At 67.1% G+C, this 17,520-nt stretch carries 15 protein-coding genes; 13 read left to right on the forward strand and 2 right to left on the reverse strand.

Translation table 11 applies throughout. From position 1 onward, the window contains the following. Window positions 1-46: 46 nt before the first annotated feature. Together MAY35_RS17420 and MAY35_RS17425 are read right to left on the reverse strand one after the other, a co-directional pair. On the reverse strand, window positions 47-247 hold the full coding sequence (locus MAY35_RS17420; protein ID WP_238422554.1) for a hypothetical protein: 201 nt from the start codon (window positions 245-247) through the stop codon (window positions 47-49). An 86-nt stretch (window positions 248-333) separates the two neighbouring features. Then, window positions 334-807 (reverse strand): NUDIX domain-containing protein, encoded by a 474-nt coding sequence (locus tag MAY35_RS17425; protein WP_238422555.1) that lies wholly within the window; start codon window positions 805-807, stop codon window positions 334-336. Window positions 808-903: 96 nt separating this feature from the next. Here MAY35_RS17425 and MAY35_RS17430 point away from each other — a divergent pair, with 96 nt between their 5' ends. The 13 genes from MAY35_RS17430 to MAY35_RS17490 all read left to right on the forward strand — a co-directional run bounded on the left by MAY35_RS17430 (window position 904) and on the right by MAY35_RS17490 (window position 17,511). Next, on the forward strand, window positions 904-2,091 hold the full coding sequence (locus MAY35_RS17430) for a pyridoxal phosphate-dependent aminotransferase (protein WP_238422556.1): 1,188 nt from the start codon (window positions 904-906) through the stop codon (window positions 2,089-2,091). Window positions 2,092-2,130: 39 nt separating this feature from the next. Continuing rightward, window positions 2,131-3,357 carry a serine hydrolase gene (locus tag MAY35_RS17435; RefSeq protein WP_238422557.1) on the forward strand — a complete coding sequence of 409 codons (1,227 nt, stop codon included), beginning with the start codon at window positions 2,131-2,133 and terminating at the stop codon, window positions 3,355-3,357. Between the two features lie 255 nt (window positions 3,358-3,612). Further along, on the forward strand, window positions 3,613-4,995 hold the full coding sequence (locus tag MAY35_RS17440; protein WP_238422612.1) for an FAD-binding oxidoreductase: 1,383 nt from the start codon (window positions 3,613-3,615) through the stop codon (window positions 4,993-4,995). A gap of 32 nt (window positions 4,996-5,027) precedes the next feature. Next, window positions 5,028-6,194, forward strand: coding sequence for a helix-turn-helix transcriptional regulator (locus MAY35_RS17445; protein ID WP_238422558.1), 1,167 nt, complete (start codon window positions 5,028-5,030; stop codon window positions 6,192-6,194). Window positions 6,195-6,359: 165 nt separating this feature from the next. Further along, on the forward strand, window positions 6,360-7,997 hold the full coding sequence (locus tag MAY35_RS17450; RefSeq protein WP_238422559.1) for an aromatic/alkene/methane monooxygenase hydroxylase/oxygenase subunit alpha: 1,638 nt from the start codon (window positions 6,360-6,362) through the stop codon (window positions 7,995-7,997). A gap of 101 nt (window positions 7,998-8,098) precedes the next feature. Next, on the forward strand, window positions 8,099-9,139 hold the full coding sequence (locus MAY35_RS17455; RefSeq protein WP_238422560.1) for a 2Fe-2S iron-sulfur cluster-binding protein: 1,041 nt from the start codon (window positions 8,099-8,101) through the stop codon (window positions 9,137-9,139). Window positions 9,140-9,185: 46 nt separating this feature from the next. Then, window positions 9,186-10,304 (forward strand): aromatic/alkene monooxygenase hydroxylase subunit beta, encoded by a 1,119-nt coding sequence (locus MAY35_RS17460; RefSeq protein WP_238422561.1) that lies wholly within the window; start codon window positions 9,186-9,188, stop codon window positions 10,302-10,304. 2 nt (window positions 10,305-10,306) lie between these two features. After that, window positions 10,307-10,645, forward strand: coding sequence for a propane 2-monooxygenase effector subunit MimD (mimD, locus tag MAY35_RS17465; RefSeq protein ID WP_238422613.1), 339 nt, complete (start codon window positions 10,307-10,309; stop codon window positions 10,643-10,645). A gap of 171 nt (window positions 10,646-10,816) precedes the next feature. Further along, window positions 10,817-11,863, forward strand: a complete 1,047-nt coding sequence (locus MAY35_RS17470; RefSeq protein ID WP_238422562.1) for an amidohydrolase family protein — start codon at window positions 10,817-10,819, stop codon at window positions 11,861-11,863. Next, a complete protein-coding gene (locus MAY35_RS17475) occupies window positions 11,860-12,636 on the forward strand; it encodes an iron-sulfur cluster assembly protein (RefSeq protein ID WP_238422563.1) in 777 nt (258 codons plus the stop codon). The genes MAY35_RS17470 and MAY35_RS17475 overlap by 4 nt, the downstream gene beginning before the upstream one ends. Before the next feature lie 3 nt (window positions 12,637-12,639). Next, the gene (locus MAY35_RS17480) at window positions 12,640-13,665 is read left to right on the forward strand and encodes an NAD(P)-dependent alcohol dehydrogenase (protein ID WP_238422564.1); all 1,026 of its coding nucleotides are present in this window, start codon (window positions 12,640-12,642) and stop codon (window positions 13,663-13,665) included. A gap of 107 nt (window positions 13,666-13,772) precedes the next feature. Beyond that, window positions 13,773-15,425: a chaperonin GroEL gene (gene groL / locus MAY35_RS17485; protein WP_238422565.1), complete on the forward strand. Its 1,653-nt coding sequence runs from the start codon at window positions 13,773-13,775 to the stop codon at window positions 15,423-15,425. 292 nt (window positions 15,426-15,717) lie between these two features. Further along, window positions 15,718-17,511, forward strand: a complete 1,794-nt coding sequence (locus MAY35_RS17490; RefSeq protein WP_238422566.1) for a helix-turn-helix domain-containing protein — start codon at window positions 15,718-15,720, stop codon at window positions 17,509-17,511. Window positions 17,512-17,520: the final 9 nt, after the last annotated feature.

A 17,520-nucleotide genomic window follows, 5' to 3' on the forward strand; every position in this document is an offset into this window, starting at 1 on the left:
GACAGACCGCGTCGCGATCCTCGACGGGGTGGTCGAAGCGCATCGCTCAGTAGGTGGTCGGCGGCGTGCCCTTCTTGTTCGAGCGGAACAGCATGTAGCCGCCGTAGAGGGCGAGTGCGACGAGGGCGATCCAGAACAGACCCTCGAGCAGCGGGCCGAGGACGGCCAGTGCGATCAACGCGATCGCGATGATGCCGAGGACCTTCCAGAAGGTCATACCGGATGTGGTGTTGGTGGATGTGCTCATGAGACCAGTCTCCGCCGCTGTCGGCCCGAAAGCGACACCCGACGCCACATCTGGGGCGAACTTCAGGGACTTCCCTGAGGCGTCCCCTATCGGCGGAACCACGCCCGTTCGTCGCCGCTGAGCGCCTTGTCGATCCGCAGACGAGAGGTGTCGCTGAGGTTCTCGGGCAGGGCATCGGGATCGAACCACGCCGCGTCGGAGTTCTCGTCGTCGGCGGCGCGCGGCTGTCCGTCGACGTGGCGGGCGAGGAAGCAGACGTCGAGGTAGCGGGTCTGGTCACCGTTCGGATAGGTGATGAGCGGGGTGACGTCGACGCTGGTCAACCGGATGATCTCGGCGGTGACGGCCGTCTCCTCGGTGACCTCGCGCAGTGCTGCGTGAGCCGGTTCCTCACCCGGCTCGAGGACACCGGACACGACGGCCCACTGCCCGTTGTCGACACGTCGGGTGAGCAGGATCCGCCCGGCATCGTCGAGGACGACGACGCTGACGCCGGACAGCCACAGCTCACGGTGACCCAGCTGGGCCCGCAGATCGCGGATGAATTCGGGAATCGGCACCCTCACATCCTGCACGGCCGCGCGCACCCTCGCCGGGGTGGTGTCGTGTGGGAGGCGTCGCGGGCCGCGTTTCGTCGAACGCGCACAATGACAGTCATGAAGATCTCCCGACGCGCCGAAGGGATCGCCCCGTTCTACGCGATGGAGTTCGCGAAGAAGGCCGCCGAACTCGAGGCGCAGGGCCACGCGGTCGTGCGGCTGAACATCGGCGAACCCGACTTCGGACCGCCGCCGGCAGTACTCGCCGCGGCGCGGGAGGCCTCCGACGGGCGCCCGCTGGCCTACACCGGCGCGATCGGTCTCCCTGAACTGCGAACGGCGATCGCGGAATTCTACGGCCAGCACTTCGGCGCCTCGGTCGATCCGTCGCGGGTCGCGGTCACCTCGGGCGCGTCGGCCGCGCTGCTCATGGCCTGCGCGGCGCTCGTCGATCCCGATGACGAGGTCCTGATCGGCGACCCGTCGTATCCCTGCAATCGCCAGTTCGCCCACGCTTTCGGGGCACGTGTCACCCTCCTGCCGACGACGCCTGCGAGTCGGTTCCAGCTCACCTCCGCCGAGGTCGACGCCGCGTGGAACGCCGACACCCGCGGGGTCATCGTCGCCACACCGTCGAATCCCACGGGCACCTCGATGCCCCACGACGAACTCGTCACGATGTGCGACCTGGTGGCAGATCGCGGGGGCTGGTCGATCGTCGACGAGATCTATCTCGGATTGTCCGACCCGGAACCCGACGGGCGTCCGCCGCGCAGCATCCTGGCCGCGGACACGCCCGGTGTCGCCGAGACCGTCGTCATCAACAGCTTCTCCAAGTACTTCGGCATGACCGGATGGCGGCTGGGCTGGTGCATCGTGCCGGATGACATGGTGCCGGTCCTCGAGCGACTGGCCCAGAACTTCTACGTCTGCCCGCCGACCCCGTCCCAGCACGCCGCCCTCGCATGCTTCACCCCCGAGTCGCTGGCGGTGGCCGAGCGCAATCGTCGGGAGTTCGTCCGCCGCCGCACTCTGGTCGTCGACGGGCTGGCCGCCATCGGCCTCGACGTCCCGGTGATCCCTGATGGGGCCTTCTATGTCTACCTCGATGTCAGCGCCACCGGGATGACGTCGGCGGAGTTCTGCGACCGCGCGCTCGCCGAGGCCCACGTCGCGATGACCCCCGGCAAGGATTTCGGTGTCGACGGCGCCGATCGCTACGTGCGGCTGTCCTACGCGGCCTCCACCGACGACCTCACGCTGGCGATCGACCGCCTCGCCACCTTTCTCGGCACCCGGCCCTGACACCCACCACCCACCCACAGACAGCATCGGAGTCCCCTCATGAGCTCTGTCCCCGCCGATCGACTGCCCCCGCGACGGATCGACACCGATCGCCTCACCGCCGAGGCAGGACGCGTCCTCGACGAGTGGGTGCAGGGTGAACGCCGTGTGCCGGGCATCGTCGCCGGGGTCACGACTCCCGAGCGGACCGTGTTCCTGGACGCATCGGGCGTCCGGGCGCTCGACGACGAGCAGCCGATGACCGTCGACTCGGTGTTCGGGATCTTCTCGGCCACGAAGGCGATCACCGCGACCGTGGCGCTGCAGCTCGCCGAGGAGGGCGCCCTCGACCTCCACGCCCCCGCACGGTCCTATGTGCCCGACATCGGTGAGCTGCAGGTGATCGACGGTTTCGATGACGACGGCGGCCTTCTTCTGCGCCCACCCGCCGCCGATCTCACGACCCACCAGTTGCTCACGCACACTGCAGGTTTCGGCTATGACTTCTTCAACGAGACCTACCGACGGCTGACCGCCGACCACGGCGTGCCCGCCGTCGCGACAGCCACCAGGGCGTCGTTGCGCACCCCGCTGTTGTTCGACCCCGGCACCGAGTGGGAGTACGGCTCCGGACTCGACTGGGCCGGACTTGTCATCGAGGCCGTCGCCGGGCGTCGTCTCCGCGACGTGATGGACGATCGGGTTCTCACGCCACTGGGCATGTCCGACACCGGATTCGCGCTCTCCGACGACGCCCGGCGCAGACGGGCTACCCTCCACATGCGCAAACGCGGTGAGCTCGTGCCCAATCACCGTTGGGCACAACCCACCGATCCCGAGATCGACATGGGCGGGCAAGGCCTGTACTCGACCGTTCCGGATTACCTCCGATTCCTCCGGATGTGGTTGCGGGGCGGTCGTTCCGACACCGGACAGCAGATCCTGCGTCCCGACACCGTCGAGATCGCCTTGCGCAACCAGATCGGGGACCTCGCCGTGCGCCGCCTGCCCGGCGTGATCCCACCGTTGAGTCATGACGTCGAATTCTTCTCGGGCACACCGAAATCGTGGTCGTACCCGTTCATGGTCAACGACGCCGACGCGCCGACCGGCCGACCGGCCGGGTCGCAGTCCTGGGCGGGATTGGCCAACCTCTACTACTGGATCGACCCGCACAACGGCGTCGGCGGATTCTGGGCGTCGCAGGTCTTCCCCTTCTTCGACCCCGCCGCGGTCGACGGGTATCTCGCCTTCGAGGCGGCCACCTACCGGGCCCTGGCGGACTAGCGGAACACCCTGCCGGAAACCGCCCGTCACAGCAGCACCGGTGACGCATCGTCGACGGTGCTGCTGTGACGGGCGGTTTTCGGGGGCTGTTCCGGGGACGGCGCGGGAGTTCGGCCGCGTCCCCCAGAGTTCTGGGAGGTGTCGCGTCCAGAACTCTGGCCGGCGCATTTCCCGCGTTCGAGGGATGGCGGGAACAAAAGGGAGTCAGCCACTCTGAGTCCCATGAACGCCGCCCCGATCCCCGAAGGAAACACCGTGTCCATCACCTCCGAACCCGTCGGCTCCACCGACTTCGACGCCCTGCTGTCGGCGGTCGCCGGCCCCGTACTCACCCCCGCCGACGAGGGCTACACCGCCGAACTGGCCGGGTTCAACCTGGCCGCGATACCGGCCGCACAGGTCGTCGTCGGCGCCACCGGAGCCGCCGACGTCGCTGCCGCCGTGCGGTATGCCCGCTCCGAAGGGCTCCGTGTCGGTGTGCGCGCCACCGGCCACGGAATGCCGATCGAGGGGCGCGGCACGCTCGTCGTGACGACCTCACGCATGACCGCGGTCGAGGTGGACCCGGTGGCGAAGACCGCCCGGGTGGGGGCGGGCGCGCGCTGGCGCGACGTCGCCGCCGCGACCGCACCGCACGGCCTCACCGGACTGGTCGGCTCCTCGTCGTCGGTGGGCGTCGTGGGGTACACCCTCGGCGGCGGCCTCAGTCCCCTGGGGCGCCGATTCGGTTATGCCGCAGACCATGTGCGTTCGATCGAACTCGTCACCGCGGACGGCATCATCCGCACGGTCGACGCTTCGGCCGGGTCCGACCTGTTCTGGGCCCTCCTGGGCGGCCGCGACGGATTCGGCATCGTCACGGCGATCGAGTTCGACCTCGTCGACCTCCCCACCTTCTACGGGGGCGGTGTCTTCTTCGCCGGCTCCGCGGCCTCCGACGTGCTGCACGCGTGGCGGGAATGGGCGCCGACGCTCCCCGAGGAGGCCGGGACGTCCATCGCGATCCTGCGGCTCCCGCCCGATCCCAACCTGCCCGCGCCGCTGCAGGGCCAGATCGCGGTCCATCTCCGGTACACCCACACCGGTGACCCGTCCGCCGCCGCCGCGCTGCTGGCACCGATGCGGTCGGCGGGCCCGATCCTGCTGGAGAACATCGACGTCCTGCCGACGGCCGCACTCGACGCGGTGCACATGGATCCCCCCGGGCCCATGCCGAGCGCCGAACGCGGGTGCGCGCTCGCCGACCTGCCGGCCTCCGCCGTCGACGCACTTCTCGCCGTCGCCGGGCCGCAGGTGGCGAGTCCGCTCGCGATCGTCGAGATCCGGTTGCTCGGCGGCCGGTTGCGCCAGGCACAGCGGGTGCCCAACGCGGTCACCGGCCGGGACGCCGCGTTCGTCACGCTCGCGATCGGTGTGCCCGCGGGGCCGCTCGGCGACCAGGTCGGGGCTCACCTCGCCGCCGTGAACGACGCGCTCGCCGACCACGCATGCGGTGCGCTGCTGAACTTCTCGGGACGTACGGCCACCGAACGCGCCGCACTCTGGCCCGACGATCAGCGGATGCGCCTGGAGACCATCCGGCGTCGCCACGATCCGAACGGTGTCCTCCAACCGGGTGATCCCACGATTGTGGGATAGACATCACCGCAGCTCACGCAGACAATTGTCGGATGACATCGAGTCTGACCGCCGAGCGTGTGCGCCGCGACATCGAGGTCGTGGCCCACGCCGGCCTGACTCTCGACGAGTTCTTCGCCGAGACCGTGGCCTCGCTGGGCCGCGCGGTGCCCGCCGACGCCTTCTGCATCGGCACCTTCGATCCCAACACCGTGCTGCTGACCAGCGCCCGCAAGTACGGCGCACTGCTCGGCCAGGATCATCGTGATCCCGATTGGGGTCTCCTCGAGTACGGCCAGGTGGAGCCGACCGCGTTCCGTCAGATGGTCGCCGAGCGGCGCGACGCCGTCGGCATGAAGTTGCTGGAGCGAGGTGCGCCCGAACAGTCGAACCGCATGTCGCAGTTGATGATCCCGGAGTACTGCTTCCACGACGAGGCCCGGCTCGTGCTGCGCGACGGGGACCGGGCGTGGGCCGGTATCTCGCTGTTCCGCAGCGGTTCCGGTTGCAGGCCGTTCGATTCCGACGAAGTGGAGTTCCTGGCCTCGCTGTCGCGCACGCTCGCACACGGCGTCCGGGTCGGTCTGCTGAGCAGCGTGGTCGCCGACATGCCGAACGTGCCCGGTCCGGTTCCCGCGGCCGTGCACGGTCCGGCGGTGCTGATCGTCAACCGGGACAACGAAGTGGTCCAGATGAGTGCCGGCAGCCGGGAACGCATCGACGACCTGTCGTCCGGCCCGAACGGCGCGGCCGTGATGAACCCCATCTACGGCCTCATCGGCGCAGCGCGGCGTTACGGGACGGGCGAGTCCACCGTCCCGCCGCGTCTGCGAGTGCGTGGTGCGTCAGGCATGTGGCTGGTCATCCACGCCTCGCCGCTGTCCTCGGCCGACGGCCGGGTGGGCGAGGTCGTGGTGACCATCGAGGAGGCGCGGCCGCCGGAGATCATCCCGCTCGTGGTCGAGGCATTCGGCCTCACCGCGCGCGAGCGAGACGTCACACAGATGGTGCTGCAGAGTGTCGCCACCAAGGACATCGCGACCGCGCTCCACGTGTCTGCCTACACCGTGCAGGATCACCTGAAATCGATCTTCGACAAGGCCGGCGTACGCAGTCGTCGCGAACTCATCGCCCGGATCTACTTCGATCAGTACGCGCAGCGTCTCAACGATCCGGTGTTGCCGTCGGGGTCGTTCGCCGCGCCCGCACAACCCGCTTAGCCGGCCTTCCACCCCGACACACCCGTCGTCTGCGATCCGCGGACGACGGGTGTTTCGTCTCCGTCTCACAGTGAGACGTTTGTTATCCACGTCACACGGTTGTATCGAAGTCGCTCCAGTCCATGCGGGCCGGCACCCGTCGGCTCTCCACAGAGGAGGCGCACTTTGAGCAGGCAGAGCTTGACAAAAGCCCATGCGAAGATCACCGAGTTGTCCTGGGAGCCCACCTTCGCGACCCCGGCCACCCGGTTCGGTACCGACTACACCTTCGAGAAGGCTCCCAAGAAGGATCCGCTGAAGCAGATCATGCGGTCGTACTTCCCGATGGAGGAGGAGAAGGACAACCGCGTGTACGGCGCCATGGACGGCGCCATCCGCGGCAACATGTTCCGTCAGGTCCAGGAACGGTGGCTGGAATGGCAGAAGCTGTTCCTGTCGATCATCCCCTTCCCCGAGATCTCCGCGGCCCGCGCGATGCCGATGGCCATCGACGCGGTCCCCAATCCAGAGATCCACAACGGTCTCGCCGTGCAGATGATCGACGAGGTTCGTCATTCGACGATCCAGATGAACCTCAAGAAGCTGTACATGAACAACTACATCGACCCGGCCGGCTTCGACATCACCGAGAAGGCCTTCGCCAACAACTACGCCGGCACCATCGGCCGCCAGTTCGGTGAGGGATTCATCACCGGTGACGCCATCACCGCGGCCAACATCTACCTCACCGTCGTCGCCGAGACAGCGTTCACCAACACCCTGTTCGTCGCGATGCCCGACGAGGCGGCCGCCAACGGCGACTACCTGCTCCCCACGGTCTTCCACTCGGTGCAGTCCGACGAGTCGCGGCACATCTCCAATGGTTACTCCATCCTGCTGATGGCGCTGGCCGACGAGCGCAATCGCCCGCTGCTCGAACGGGATCTGCGTTACGCGTGGTGGAACAACCATTGCGTCGTCGACGCGGCGATCGGCACGTTCATCGAGTACGGCACCAAAGACCGCCGCAAGGACCGCGAGAGCTACGCCGAGATGTTGCGTCGCTGGATCTACGACGACTACTACCGCAGTTACCTTCTGCCGCTGGAGAAGTACGGGCTCACCATCCCGCACGACCTGGTGGAGGAAGCCTGGAACCGGATCACCAACAAGCACTACGTCCACGAGGTGGCGCGCTTCTTCGCCACCGGCTGGCCGGTCAATTACTGGCGGATCGACGCCATGACCGACAAGGACTTCGAGTGGTTCGAGGAGAAGTACCCCGGTTGGTACAACAAGTTCGGCAAGTGGTGGGAGAACTACAACCGTCTCGCCTACCCGGGCCGCAACAAGCCGATCGCCTTCGAGAGCGTCGACTACGAGTACCCGCACCGCTGCTGGACCTGCATGGTCCCCTGCCTCATCCGTGAGGACATGGTCACCGAGAAGGTCGACGACCAGTGGCGCACCTACTGCTCGGAGACCTGCTACTGGACCGACGCGGTCGCCTTCCGCGGTGAGTACGAAGGCCGGGAGACACCGAACATGGGTCGCCTCACCGGGTTCCGGGAATGGGAGACCCTGCACCACGGCAAGGATCTCGCCGACATCATCGAAGACCTCGGTTACGTCCGCGACGATGGCAAGACGCTGATCCCGCAACCGCACCTGGATCTCGATCCCAAGAAGATGTGGACGCTCGACGACGTCCGCGGGAACGTCTTCAACAGCCCCAACGTGCTGCTGAACGAGATGTCCGACGCAGAGCGGGAAGCGCACATCGCCGCCTACCGAGCCAACCGCAACGGGGCCGTTCCGGCCTGAGGCGGCAGGGGTGGTGGACGGCGCGAACCTCCGCAACCGCGCCGTCCACCACATCCGCAACTGAACCGTTTCGTCGCACTTCCCTTCGCTCAGGAGCTTCCGTGGCCGACACACATCGCATCAATTTCGCCCCCGTCGACATCGAGATGGAGGTGGGCGAGGACGAGACCATCCTCGACGCCGCCTTCCGGCAGGGCATCCACCTCATGCACGGGTGCCGGGAGGGCCGGTGCTCGGCATGCAAGTCCTACATGCTCGACGGCGATGTCCAGATGGACGACTACTCGACGTTCGCCTGCAACGACGCCGAAGAGGCCGAGGGGTACGTACTGCTCTGCCGCACGTATGCCTACAGCGACTGCGACATCGAGTTGCTGAACTTCGACGAGGACGAATTGCTCGGCGGCGCACCAATTCAGGACGTTCGCACCCGCGTCGCCGCGGTGGAGCCGATGACCAAGGACATCGTGTCGCTGCGGCTCGACGTCGTCGAACCGGAGACCTTCGAGTTCAAGGCCGGCCAGTACGTGGACCTCATGATCCCCGGAACGCAGGAGAAGCGGTCGTTCTCCATCGCCACCACCCAGTCCACCCCGGACCGGCTCGAGTTCCTCATCAAGAAATATCCCGGCGGGGTCTTCGCCGGGATGCTCGAGAACGGACTCGAACCGGGGACCGAGATCATGGTCAACGGCCCCTACGGCTCGTGCACCCTCCGCAACGGACACGTGCTCCCGCTCGTCTGCATCGGCGGCGGGGCGGGAATGGCGCCGCTGCTGTCGCTCCTGCGGCACATCAGCGAAGCAGGAATTCAGCGCCCCGTGCGTTTCTACTACGGCGCCCGGAGCGCGGCCGACCTCTTCTGTCTCGACGAGATCGCCGCTCTCGGCGAGAAGATCGAGGATTTCGCCTTCACCGCGTGTCTGTCCGAATCCGCCGTCGACGTACCCGTAGGTGTCACGGTCGCCGAGGGCAACGTCACCGACATCGTCGACGGTCGCGAATCCGACCTCTCCCGAACGGAGGTGTACTTCTGCGGCCCCCCGCCCATGGTCGACGCGGCATTGGCTCTCGCCGAACAACATTCGGTGCCACGCGACCAGATCTTCTACGACAGTTTCACCAGCCCGGCATTCGACTAGTCCACCCACACCCCGACAGCCGCCGAGACCCCGAGGAGCGCGCAGCATGTCCGCACCCACCGCACCCAAACCCAGTCAGCGGGAACGCAGTTTCCCGTCCATCGAGTTCACCGACGCCGAAGCCGGCGCCAAGGAGTTCCCCAGTTCGCGAAGCCGCAAGTACAGCTACTACGAACCGGCCAAGAAACGTGCGACGACGTACGAGGACGTGACCGTCGACGTCCAACCCGATCCCGAGCGTCATCTGACGCAGGGTTGGATCTACGGCTTCGGTGACGGACCCGGTGGCTATCCCCAGGAATGGACGGTCGCCAGATCCGGCAACTGGCACGCCTTTCTCGACCCCAACGAGGAATGGGATCAGACCATCTACCGCAACAACTCCGCGGTGGTCCACCAGGTCGACCTGTGCCTGCAGAACGCCAAGCGCGCCCGCGCCTACGACTCCTGGAACGCGCCGTGGCTGAAGTTCATCGAACGCAACCTCGGCGCGTGGATGCACGCCGAGAACGGCCTGGCGCTGCACGTGTTCACATCGATCCAGCGGTCGGGTCCGACCAACATGATCAACACCGCGGTGGCGGTGAACGCCGCCCACAAGATGCGGTTCGCCCAGGACCTCGCACTGTTCAATCTCGACCTCTCCGAGGCCGAGGAGACATTCGACGGCAGCGCGCACATCGATGTGTGGCGATCCGCCACCGAGTGGCAGCCCACCCGCGAGGTCGTCGAACGGCTCACCGCGGTCGGCGACTGGTGCGAGTTGTTGTTCGCGACCAACATCGTCTTCGAGCAGCTCGTCGGGTCGCTGTTCCGGTCCGAACTGGTGATGCAGGTCGCGGCGCGCAACGGCGACTACATCACGCCCACCATCGTCGGCACCGGCGAACACGACTACGACCGGGACCTCGCATACACGCGCAACCTGTTCCGCATCCTCAGCCGCGACGAGCAATTCGGGGCGCAGAACAAGGAACTGTTCGGCCGATGGCTGTCGGTGTGGGTGCCGCGGTGCCTGGATGCGGCCCGTGCGCTGCAACCGATCTGGTCGCAACCGGCCGACAAATCCATCACCTTCGCCACCAGCCTGGACGCGGCGACCGCCAAGTTCACCGACCTGCTGACATCCATCGATGTCGCGATTCCCGAGGAGTTGACCAAGTGACCATGCAATTCGGCGCGGAGACCGAGTTCTCCAACATGTGCGGCGTGACCCTCATGAACACCCCGATCGGCCGCGTGGTGGCCGATGTGATGGGCGCCAAGGAAGGCGTCGAGCTCACCGAGTACCCGTCGATGATCCGGGTCGACGGCGTCAACCGGCTCGAGTTCGACTACGACGAGCTGACCGACGCGCTCGGCCAGGACTTCGACGGCTCGATCTTCGAGGAGATCAGCTCCACCCACTACGGGCGGATGGTGCACCTCGACGACCGGACCTTCCTGTTCGCCAGCCCGGAGGACGCCGCCGAGTACATCGGCTTCGACCTCACCGCATCCAGCTGAGCCGGACCCGAACCTACGTCGTGACCGCCGGCGGACCGCTCCCGGCGGTCACGACGTACACCAACACAACCCGCACTCCCTCCCCCGCCATCTCCTTTCGGGACAGCCCACATCCCGATCAACCCCGCCCCATCCGCCGAGACCACAGCCCACGATCGTCAGGAGCATCCGATGTACGAGAAGAACGGCGACAAGTACTTCATCGTCGACGCCCACGTCCACCTCTGGGATGGACGCGAATCCAACCAGAAGAACATCCACGGCAAGCAGTTCATCGATTGCTTCTACGACTATCACCGCAACCTCAGCCCCGAGGACAAGGTGTGGGACTACGACACCTACACCTACTACGGCCCGGACCGGTTGATGCGTGACCTCTTCGAGGAGGGACCCGCCGACCACGCGATCTTCCAGGCCACCATGTTGAGCGACTTCTACGTCAACGGCTTCGCGCAGGTCGACGACTCGCTCAAGCTGTGCGAGGACAATCCCGGTCTGCTGACCTACAACCACGCCTACGATCCCCGCCACGGCGAGGCGGGTCTCGAGCAGCTGCGCCGTGACGCCGAGGTGATGAACCTCAAGGGAGTCAAGCTCTACACCGCCGAATGGTTCGGCGACTCACGCGGTTACAAACTCGACGACGCCTGGTCGCGCCGCTACCTCGAGGAGTGCATCAAGCTCGGCATCAAGAACGTCCACATCCACAAGGGCCCCACCATCCGGCCGCTGGACCGGGACGCCTTCGACGTCGCCGACGTCGACAAGGTGGCCACCGACTATCTGGACCTGAACTTCGTCGTCGAGCACGTCGGCCTCCCGCGTCTCGAGGACTTCTGCTGGATCGCGACCCAGGAGTCGAATGTGTTCGGCGGCCTGGCCGTGGCCATCCCGTTCATCCACACCCGTCCGCGGTATTTCGCCCAGATCATCGGCGAGCTCCTCTACTGGATCGGCGAGGACAAGATCCTGTTCGCCAGCGACTACGCGCTGTGGACCCCGCAGTGGCTGGTCGAGAAGTTCGTCGACTTCCAGATCCCGGAGGACATGACCGAATACGCACCGATCACCGTCGAGCAGAAGAAGAAGATCCTCGGCCTCAACGCAGCTGCGCTGTACCCGCACATCGAGGTGCCCGAGGAGCTCCGATTGCCCACCAGCGCAGCCGATCCGGAGGCCGAGGTGGCAGCCGGCGCGAAGGATGCGGTGAACGCATGACCGCACTGGCCCACCGTCCGGCGCCCGGCGTCGGACCCGCGACCCGACTCGAGCACGACGTCCTGGCCGCGCTGGACACGGTCCTCGACCCCGAACTCGACGAGCCGATCACCGATCTCGCCTTCGTCCGGTCGATCCTGATCGACGACACCGGGGTGACGGTCCATCTGCGCCTGCCGACCTCGTTCTGCTCGCCGAACTTCGCCTACCTGATGGGTTCGGACGCCCTCGACGCGCTCGAGGACATCAACGGGATCGGTCAGGTACGGGTGCTGCTCGACGATCATCACGACAGCGAGAAGATCAATTCCGGTCTGGACGCCCACGCGGGGTACCGGGGCACGTTCGGGGTGGAGGCGCTCGACAGTCTCGACGAGCTACGAATGACGTTCCGGCGCAAGGCGCACACCGCCGCGATGGAGCGCTGCGTCGCGGCCGAGATCACCGCCGGTCGTGTGCTCGTGTCCGAGGTCGACCGCCTCGCGCTCCGCGACCTCCCCCGGGGTCACCGCAAGTCGGCACTGCTGCGCAGACGGATGGAGCTGGGCCTGAGCGTGTGCCCCAACAGCCTCGTCGTCGTCGACGAGGAGGGTCGGCCGCTACCGCCCGAGCAGGTACCGATGCGTCTGCGTTTCGCGCGCTCGGTGCGGATCTCGATGGAGGGCAACAGCCACTTCTGCCGCGGCCTGCTCGCCACCCGTTACGCCGACGACACCGCCTGCGACGGCCGGAGCGGGCCGGTCATCACCAACCTCCGAACGGAACAGGAGTAAGCCATGCGTGCAGTCCAGGTCGTGGGCTACCACGACAAGTTGCAGCTCAACGAAGTCCCCACGCCGACGGTGACCGGTCCCCTCGACGTGATCGTGAGGATCGGCGGCGCCGGCGTGTGTCGTACGGACCTGCACATCCTCGAAGGCCAGTGGGAGGAGAAATCCGGTGTGGCGCTGCCCTACACGATCGGCCACGAGAACGCCGGCTGGGTCGACGCGATCGGCGACGCGGTCACGAATGTCGCCGTCGGCGACAAGGTGATCCTGCATCCGCTCATCACCTGCGGTCTGTGCCGGGCCTGCCGATTCGGAGACGACGTCCATTGCGAGAACAGCCAGTTCCCCGGCATCGACACCAACGGCGGGTATGCCGAGTACCTCAAGACCACTGCCCGCAGCGTCGTCCGGATCGACGATTCGCTGGAACCGGCCGATGTGGCGGCGCTCGCCGACGCGGGACTGACCGCTTACCACGCCGCCGCCAAGGTCGCCCGCATGACGCGGCCCGGTGACACCTGCGTGGTGATCGGCGCAGGAGGACTGGGCCACATCGGGATTCAGGTCCTCGCCGCCATCTCCGCGCTGCGGTTGATCGTCGTCGACCGCAACCCCGACGCAGTGGCGCTAGCCGAGCAGATCGGCGCAGACGTCGGCATCGTCGCGGACGGTTCGCACGTCGAGAAGGTCCTCGAACTGACCGGCGGCCACGGCGCCGAGGCGGTGCTCGACTTCGTCGGCGAGGGCGGGGCCACTGCAGAGGGCACCGCGATGCTCCGCCGGGCAGGCAACTTCTTCGTCGTGGGTTACGGCGAGAACATCAACGTGCCGACGATCGACGTCATCTCCACGGAGATCAACTACATCGGCAACCTCGTCGGGTCCTACAACGATCTCGGGGAACTGATGGACCTCGCCGCTCGCGGAAAGGTCACGCTGCACACCAGCACCTACGCCCTCGACGACTTCCAGCAGGCGCTCGACGATCTCGACGCCGGCCGGGTTCGCGGGCGCGCGATCCTCGTCCCCTGACGGCGCCCCTGCTCCCTGAGGTGCGAGCGGAGCGAGCCACGAAGGGCAGCGAGCACAACACATTTCACGCAGTACACAGCCGAGAACACCGAACGAAAGGCAGGACCATGGCCAAGGAGTTGCGCTACAACGCCGAAGCGCGGCTGCGGCTCGAGCGAGGGGTCAACGCACTCGCCGACGCGGTCAAGGTGACATTGGGACCCAAAGGCCGCAACGCGGTCTTGGAGAAACTCACCGGCCCACCGACCATCACCAACGACGGGGTCACGATCGCCCGCGAGATCCAGTTACGGGATCCGTTCGCCAACATGGGCGCTCAGCTCGTCAAAGAAGTTGCGATGAAGACCAACGGCGTCGTCGGCGACGGGACCACCACGGCGACGGTGCTGGCACAGGCGATGGTTCGCGAAGGACTCCGCGCAGTGGAGCAGGGCGCCAACCCCATGCGCGTGCGACGTGGCATCGAACGCGCCATCACCGCGGTCATCGAATCGCTGTCCGAGCAATCCGTCGCCCTGGGCGGCCGCAGCGACCTCGAACGCATCGCCACCCTGGCGGCCAGCGACGACGAGGTCATCGGATCGGCGATCGCCGCGGCCGTCGAATACGTCGGCCGCAACGGCGTCATCACCACCGAGGAGAGCGACACCCTCGGACTCGGTGTCGACGTCGTCGACGGCATCGAGTTCGACCACGGGTACATCTCGGGCTACATGGTCACCAATCACGAACGCATGGAAGCGGTTCTCGAGAACCCGGTGGTCCTGCTCACGAACAAGAAGATCACCACGGTCCAGGAGATCATGCCCAGCATCGAGGCGGCCAAGCGCGCCGACCGGCCGCTGCTGGTCCTCGCCGAGGACGTCGACGGTCCCGCACTGCAGCTCCTCGTCGGCGGCAACATGCACAAGACGATGCAGTCGGTCGTGGTGCGTGCACCGGGTTTCGGGCACCGGAGGGTGGCCGAACTGGAAGACCTCGCCGTCGCCCTGGGCGGCACCGTCATCGCCAAGGACACCGGCCTCGAACTGTCCGAGGTCTCGGTCGACCACCTCGGGAAGTGTGACCGCGTCACCGTCACCGAGAACGCGACCACCATCGTGGGTGCACGCGGCGATCAGGACCTCGTGGATGCGCGAGTCGCCCAGCTGGAGGCGCAGCACGCCCGCGCCCGGATCGACGCCGATCGCGACAGTCTCGAACTGCGCATCGCCCGCCTGACCGGTCGCGTCGCGGTCATTCGCGTCGGCGGGGTGACCAGCGTGGAGCTCAAGGAACGGATGCTCCGCGTCGAGGACGCCCTCGCCGCCACCCGGGCGGCCGTCGAGGACGGCATCGTCTCCGGAGGTGGAACCGCGCTCGCACAGGCACATCGGGCGCTCGAGGCGTTCGACGAAGTGTCCGGTGACGAGGGGGTCGGCATCGATGTCGTACGCCGATCGATGGCCGAGCCGCTGTTCTGGATCGCCACCAACGCCGGGTTCGACGGCGACGAGGTGGTCAGGGTCGTCAGCGGTTTGCCCCTCGGCCACGGATTCAACGCGATGACCGGCAACTACGGCGACATGTTCGACGAGGGGGTGATCGATCCGGCGAAGGTCACCAAGGCCGCGCTGGAGAGCGCGGCATCCATTGCGGCGCTGCTGATCACGACGGAGACGGCAGTCGTCGAGGAGGTGCTCACCCACCCCGGCGCCATCGAGGCACCCGGCTTCGGCGATCTCGCCGAGGGCATGGTGCGGCCGTCGAACATCTATTAGCCCGGCTCGGCCATCAACACGCCGGCCGGCAACACGTACGGCCGGCCGCACGACCCCGGCGGGGACGTCACCGCACAACGGTGACGGGGGCCGGTCGCGATCGAATTCGTTCTCGGCGTGGATCGCGACCGGCCCACCACCGGCACACGTCGGCGCCCGGCGCAGGTGTCTGTACCCCGCAACGCAGTCGCCCGCCCCTGCGCGCACCCCGTTTCATGCCCGCGACCAGCGCCGATTCTGTACACTGCTGGTGATGTGAGACGTACATCACAGTAGGGAGTTGTCTACCCCGGTGAATGACCAGCCCGCAGCCCAGGCCCAGCACTCGACCATTTTCGTCGCGCAGGCGCGCGAGCGCTTCCTCAGTGACGACCCCGTTCCCGACGGCCGGATCGAGGAGACGGTCCGCGACGCCATCTCGACGTCGTGGAGACGCTCCCGCTCCTTCAAGGTGCAGGCGGACCGGCTCGAACTCCCCTTCGTCCGCGAGCCCAACACCGACAGCCCGTTGATGAGTGCGGCCCGGCCGGTCCTCGACCAGCTCGCCGTCGACCTGTCGGCCGAACCGGTCAGCATCATCCTGACCTCCCCTGACGGCGTGGTGCTCTCCCGGGCCACCGGCAGCGGGGAGCTGCTCGGCGCGCTCGACGCCGTCTCGCTCGCCCCCGGCTACAGCTACAGCGAAGAGCACGCCGGCACCAACGGGATCGGGACCGCACTCGAGACCCGGCAGGCGACACTCGTGACCGGCGCCGAGCACTACGCCGGATGCCTCGCCCAGCTCAGCTGCGCCGGGGTACCGATCCGAAACCCGTTCTCCGGCGGGATCGTCGGAGCTCTCGACCTCACCGGATGGGTCGAGGAGGGCGGATCCCTGCTTCTGTCCCTGGCCAAATCAGCCACCGTGCAGATCGAACAGCAGATGCTCGCCAACGCGAGTGAACGTGAATCCCGCCTTCTCGCGGCCTATCTCGCGACATGCCGACGGGCGCCGCAGATGATGGTCCTCGCTCTCGCCGCCGACGTCGTCCTGATGAACCGGAGGCTGCGCCAGAGCATCGACCCGCAGGACCAGGTGTCGATGCTCGAGCACGCCGTCGACCAGGCGCTCGACGTCTCCGCCGCCCGACGGGTCAACACCCTGCCCAGCGGACGAACCCTCCGCCTGGCACCGGTCGTCGAGTTCTCCGATCCCGACGCCGGGATCGCGGTGTTCCAGGTGCACCTCATGGATTCGGCACCGACACCGACGCCGCGGCAGCGCACGACCCCGACGACCCCCCTGCCCGGCATCGTCGGACGCAGTTCGTCGTGGCGACAGTGCTGCGACCGCATCGCGCAGCACGTCGGAGCCGGACGCTGGATCGCCGTCTCCGGTGAACGCGGTAGCGGGCGATCGGCGGTCCTGCGGGCCGCCGCGGGCCAATACCGCCGCGGCACCATCCGCGTCTTCTCGGCCGAGGACTTCCAGGACGCCGACACCATCGACAGCTTCGCCGCCGAGCTCGAACGCGACGATTTCGCGGTGATCCTGCGCGACATCGACGAGTTCGACGACGACATGCTCTTCGACGTGGCCGACGTCCTGCAGGGTCGAGAACATGCGGGCTGGCTGGGCATCACCCTGGGCGCCGGCGACATCCCGCCCGCGCTGGGAGCCACCCTCCTGCCGTTCTTCGCCCACACCATCGAGGTCCCGCCGCTGCGTCACCGCATCGAGGACCTGCAGGTCCTGGTACCGACGATCCTGCGGCAACTGACCCGCGGCCGGGAACTCGCCGTCGCCCCCGATGCGATGCGGCAGCTCAGCAAATACACGTGGCCCGGCAACGTCGCCGAGCTACGCCAGGCGTTGCGCGATGTGGTCACCCACCACCGCTCCGGGACGATCACGGTCCGCCAACTGCCCCCGACCTATCGCGCGCAGAGCAGACACACCCTGACCCGCATCGAAGCACTCGAACGCGACGCGATCGTCCGCAGTCTCGAGGAGAACGGCCACAACAAGCTCGCCGCCGCTCACGCGCTCGGCATCTCGCGCGCCACGATCTACCGCAAGATCAAGGAATTCGGCATCGACGTGTAGCGCCCGGTC

Origin of the sequence: Gordonia sp. 'Campus' (genome assembly GCF_022206305.1) — a bacterium.
GTDB lineage: Bacteria > Actinomycetota > Actinomycetes > Mycobacteriales > Mycobacteriaceae > Gordonia.

What these genes read in the sequence shown, in the direction of transcription:
- MAY35_RS17420 (WP_238422554.1), bottom strand. Translation starts at nt 247, where the DNA reads ATGAGCACATCCACCAACACCACATCCGGTATGACCTTCTGGAAGGTC.
- MAY35_RS17430 (WP_238422556.1), top strand. Translation starts at nt 904, where the DNA reads ATGAAGATCTCCCGACGCGCCGAAGGGATCGCCCCGTTCTACGCGATG.
- MAY35_RS17435 (WP_238422557.1), top strand. Translation starts at nt 2,131, where the DNA reads ATGAGCTCTGTCCCCGCCGATCGACTGCCCCCGCGACGGATCGACACC.
- MAY35_RS17445 (WP_238422558.1), top strand. Translation starts at nt 5,028, where the DNA reads ATGACATCGAGTCTGACCGCCGAGCGTGTGCGCCGCGACATCGAGGTC.
- MAY35_RS17460 (WP_238422561.1), top strand. Translation starts at nt 9,186, where the DNA reads ATGTCCGCACCCACCGCACCCAAACCCAGTCAGCGGGAACGCAGTTTC.
- mimD (WP_238422613.1), top strand. Translation starts at nt 10,307, where the DNA reads ATGCAATTCGGCGCGGAGACCGAGTTCTCCAACATGTGCGGCGTGACC.
- MAY35_RS17470 (WP_238422562.1), top strand. Translation starts at nt 10,817, where the DNA reads ATGTACGAGAAGAACGGCGACAAGTACTTCATCGTCGACGCCCACGTC.
- MAY35_RS17475 (WP_238422563.1), top strand. Translation starts at nt 11,860, where the DNA reads ATGACCGCACTGGCCCACCGTCCGGCGCCCGGCGTCGGACCCGCGACC.
- MAY35_RS17480 (WP_238422564.1), top strand. Translation starts at nt 12,640, where the DNA reads ATGCGTGCAGTCCAGGTCGTGGGCTACCACGACAAGTTGCAGCTCAAC.
- groL (WP_238422565.1), top strand. Translation starts at nt 13,773, where the DNA reads ATGGCCAAGGAGTTGCGCTACAACGCCGAAGCGCGGCTGCGGCTCGAG.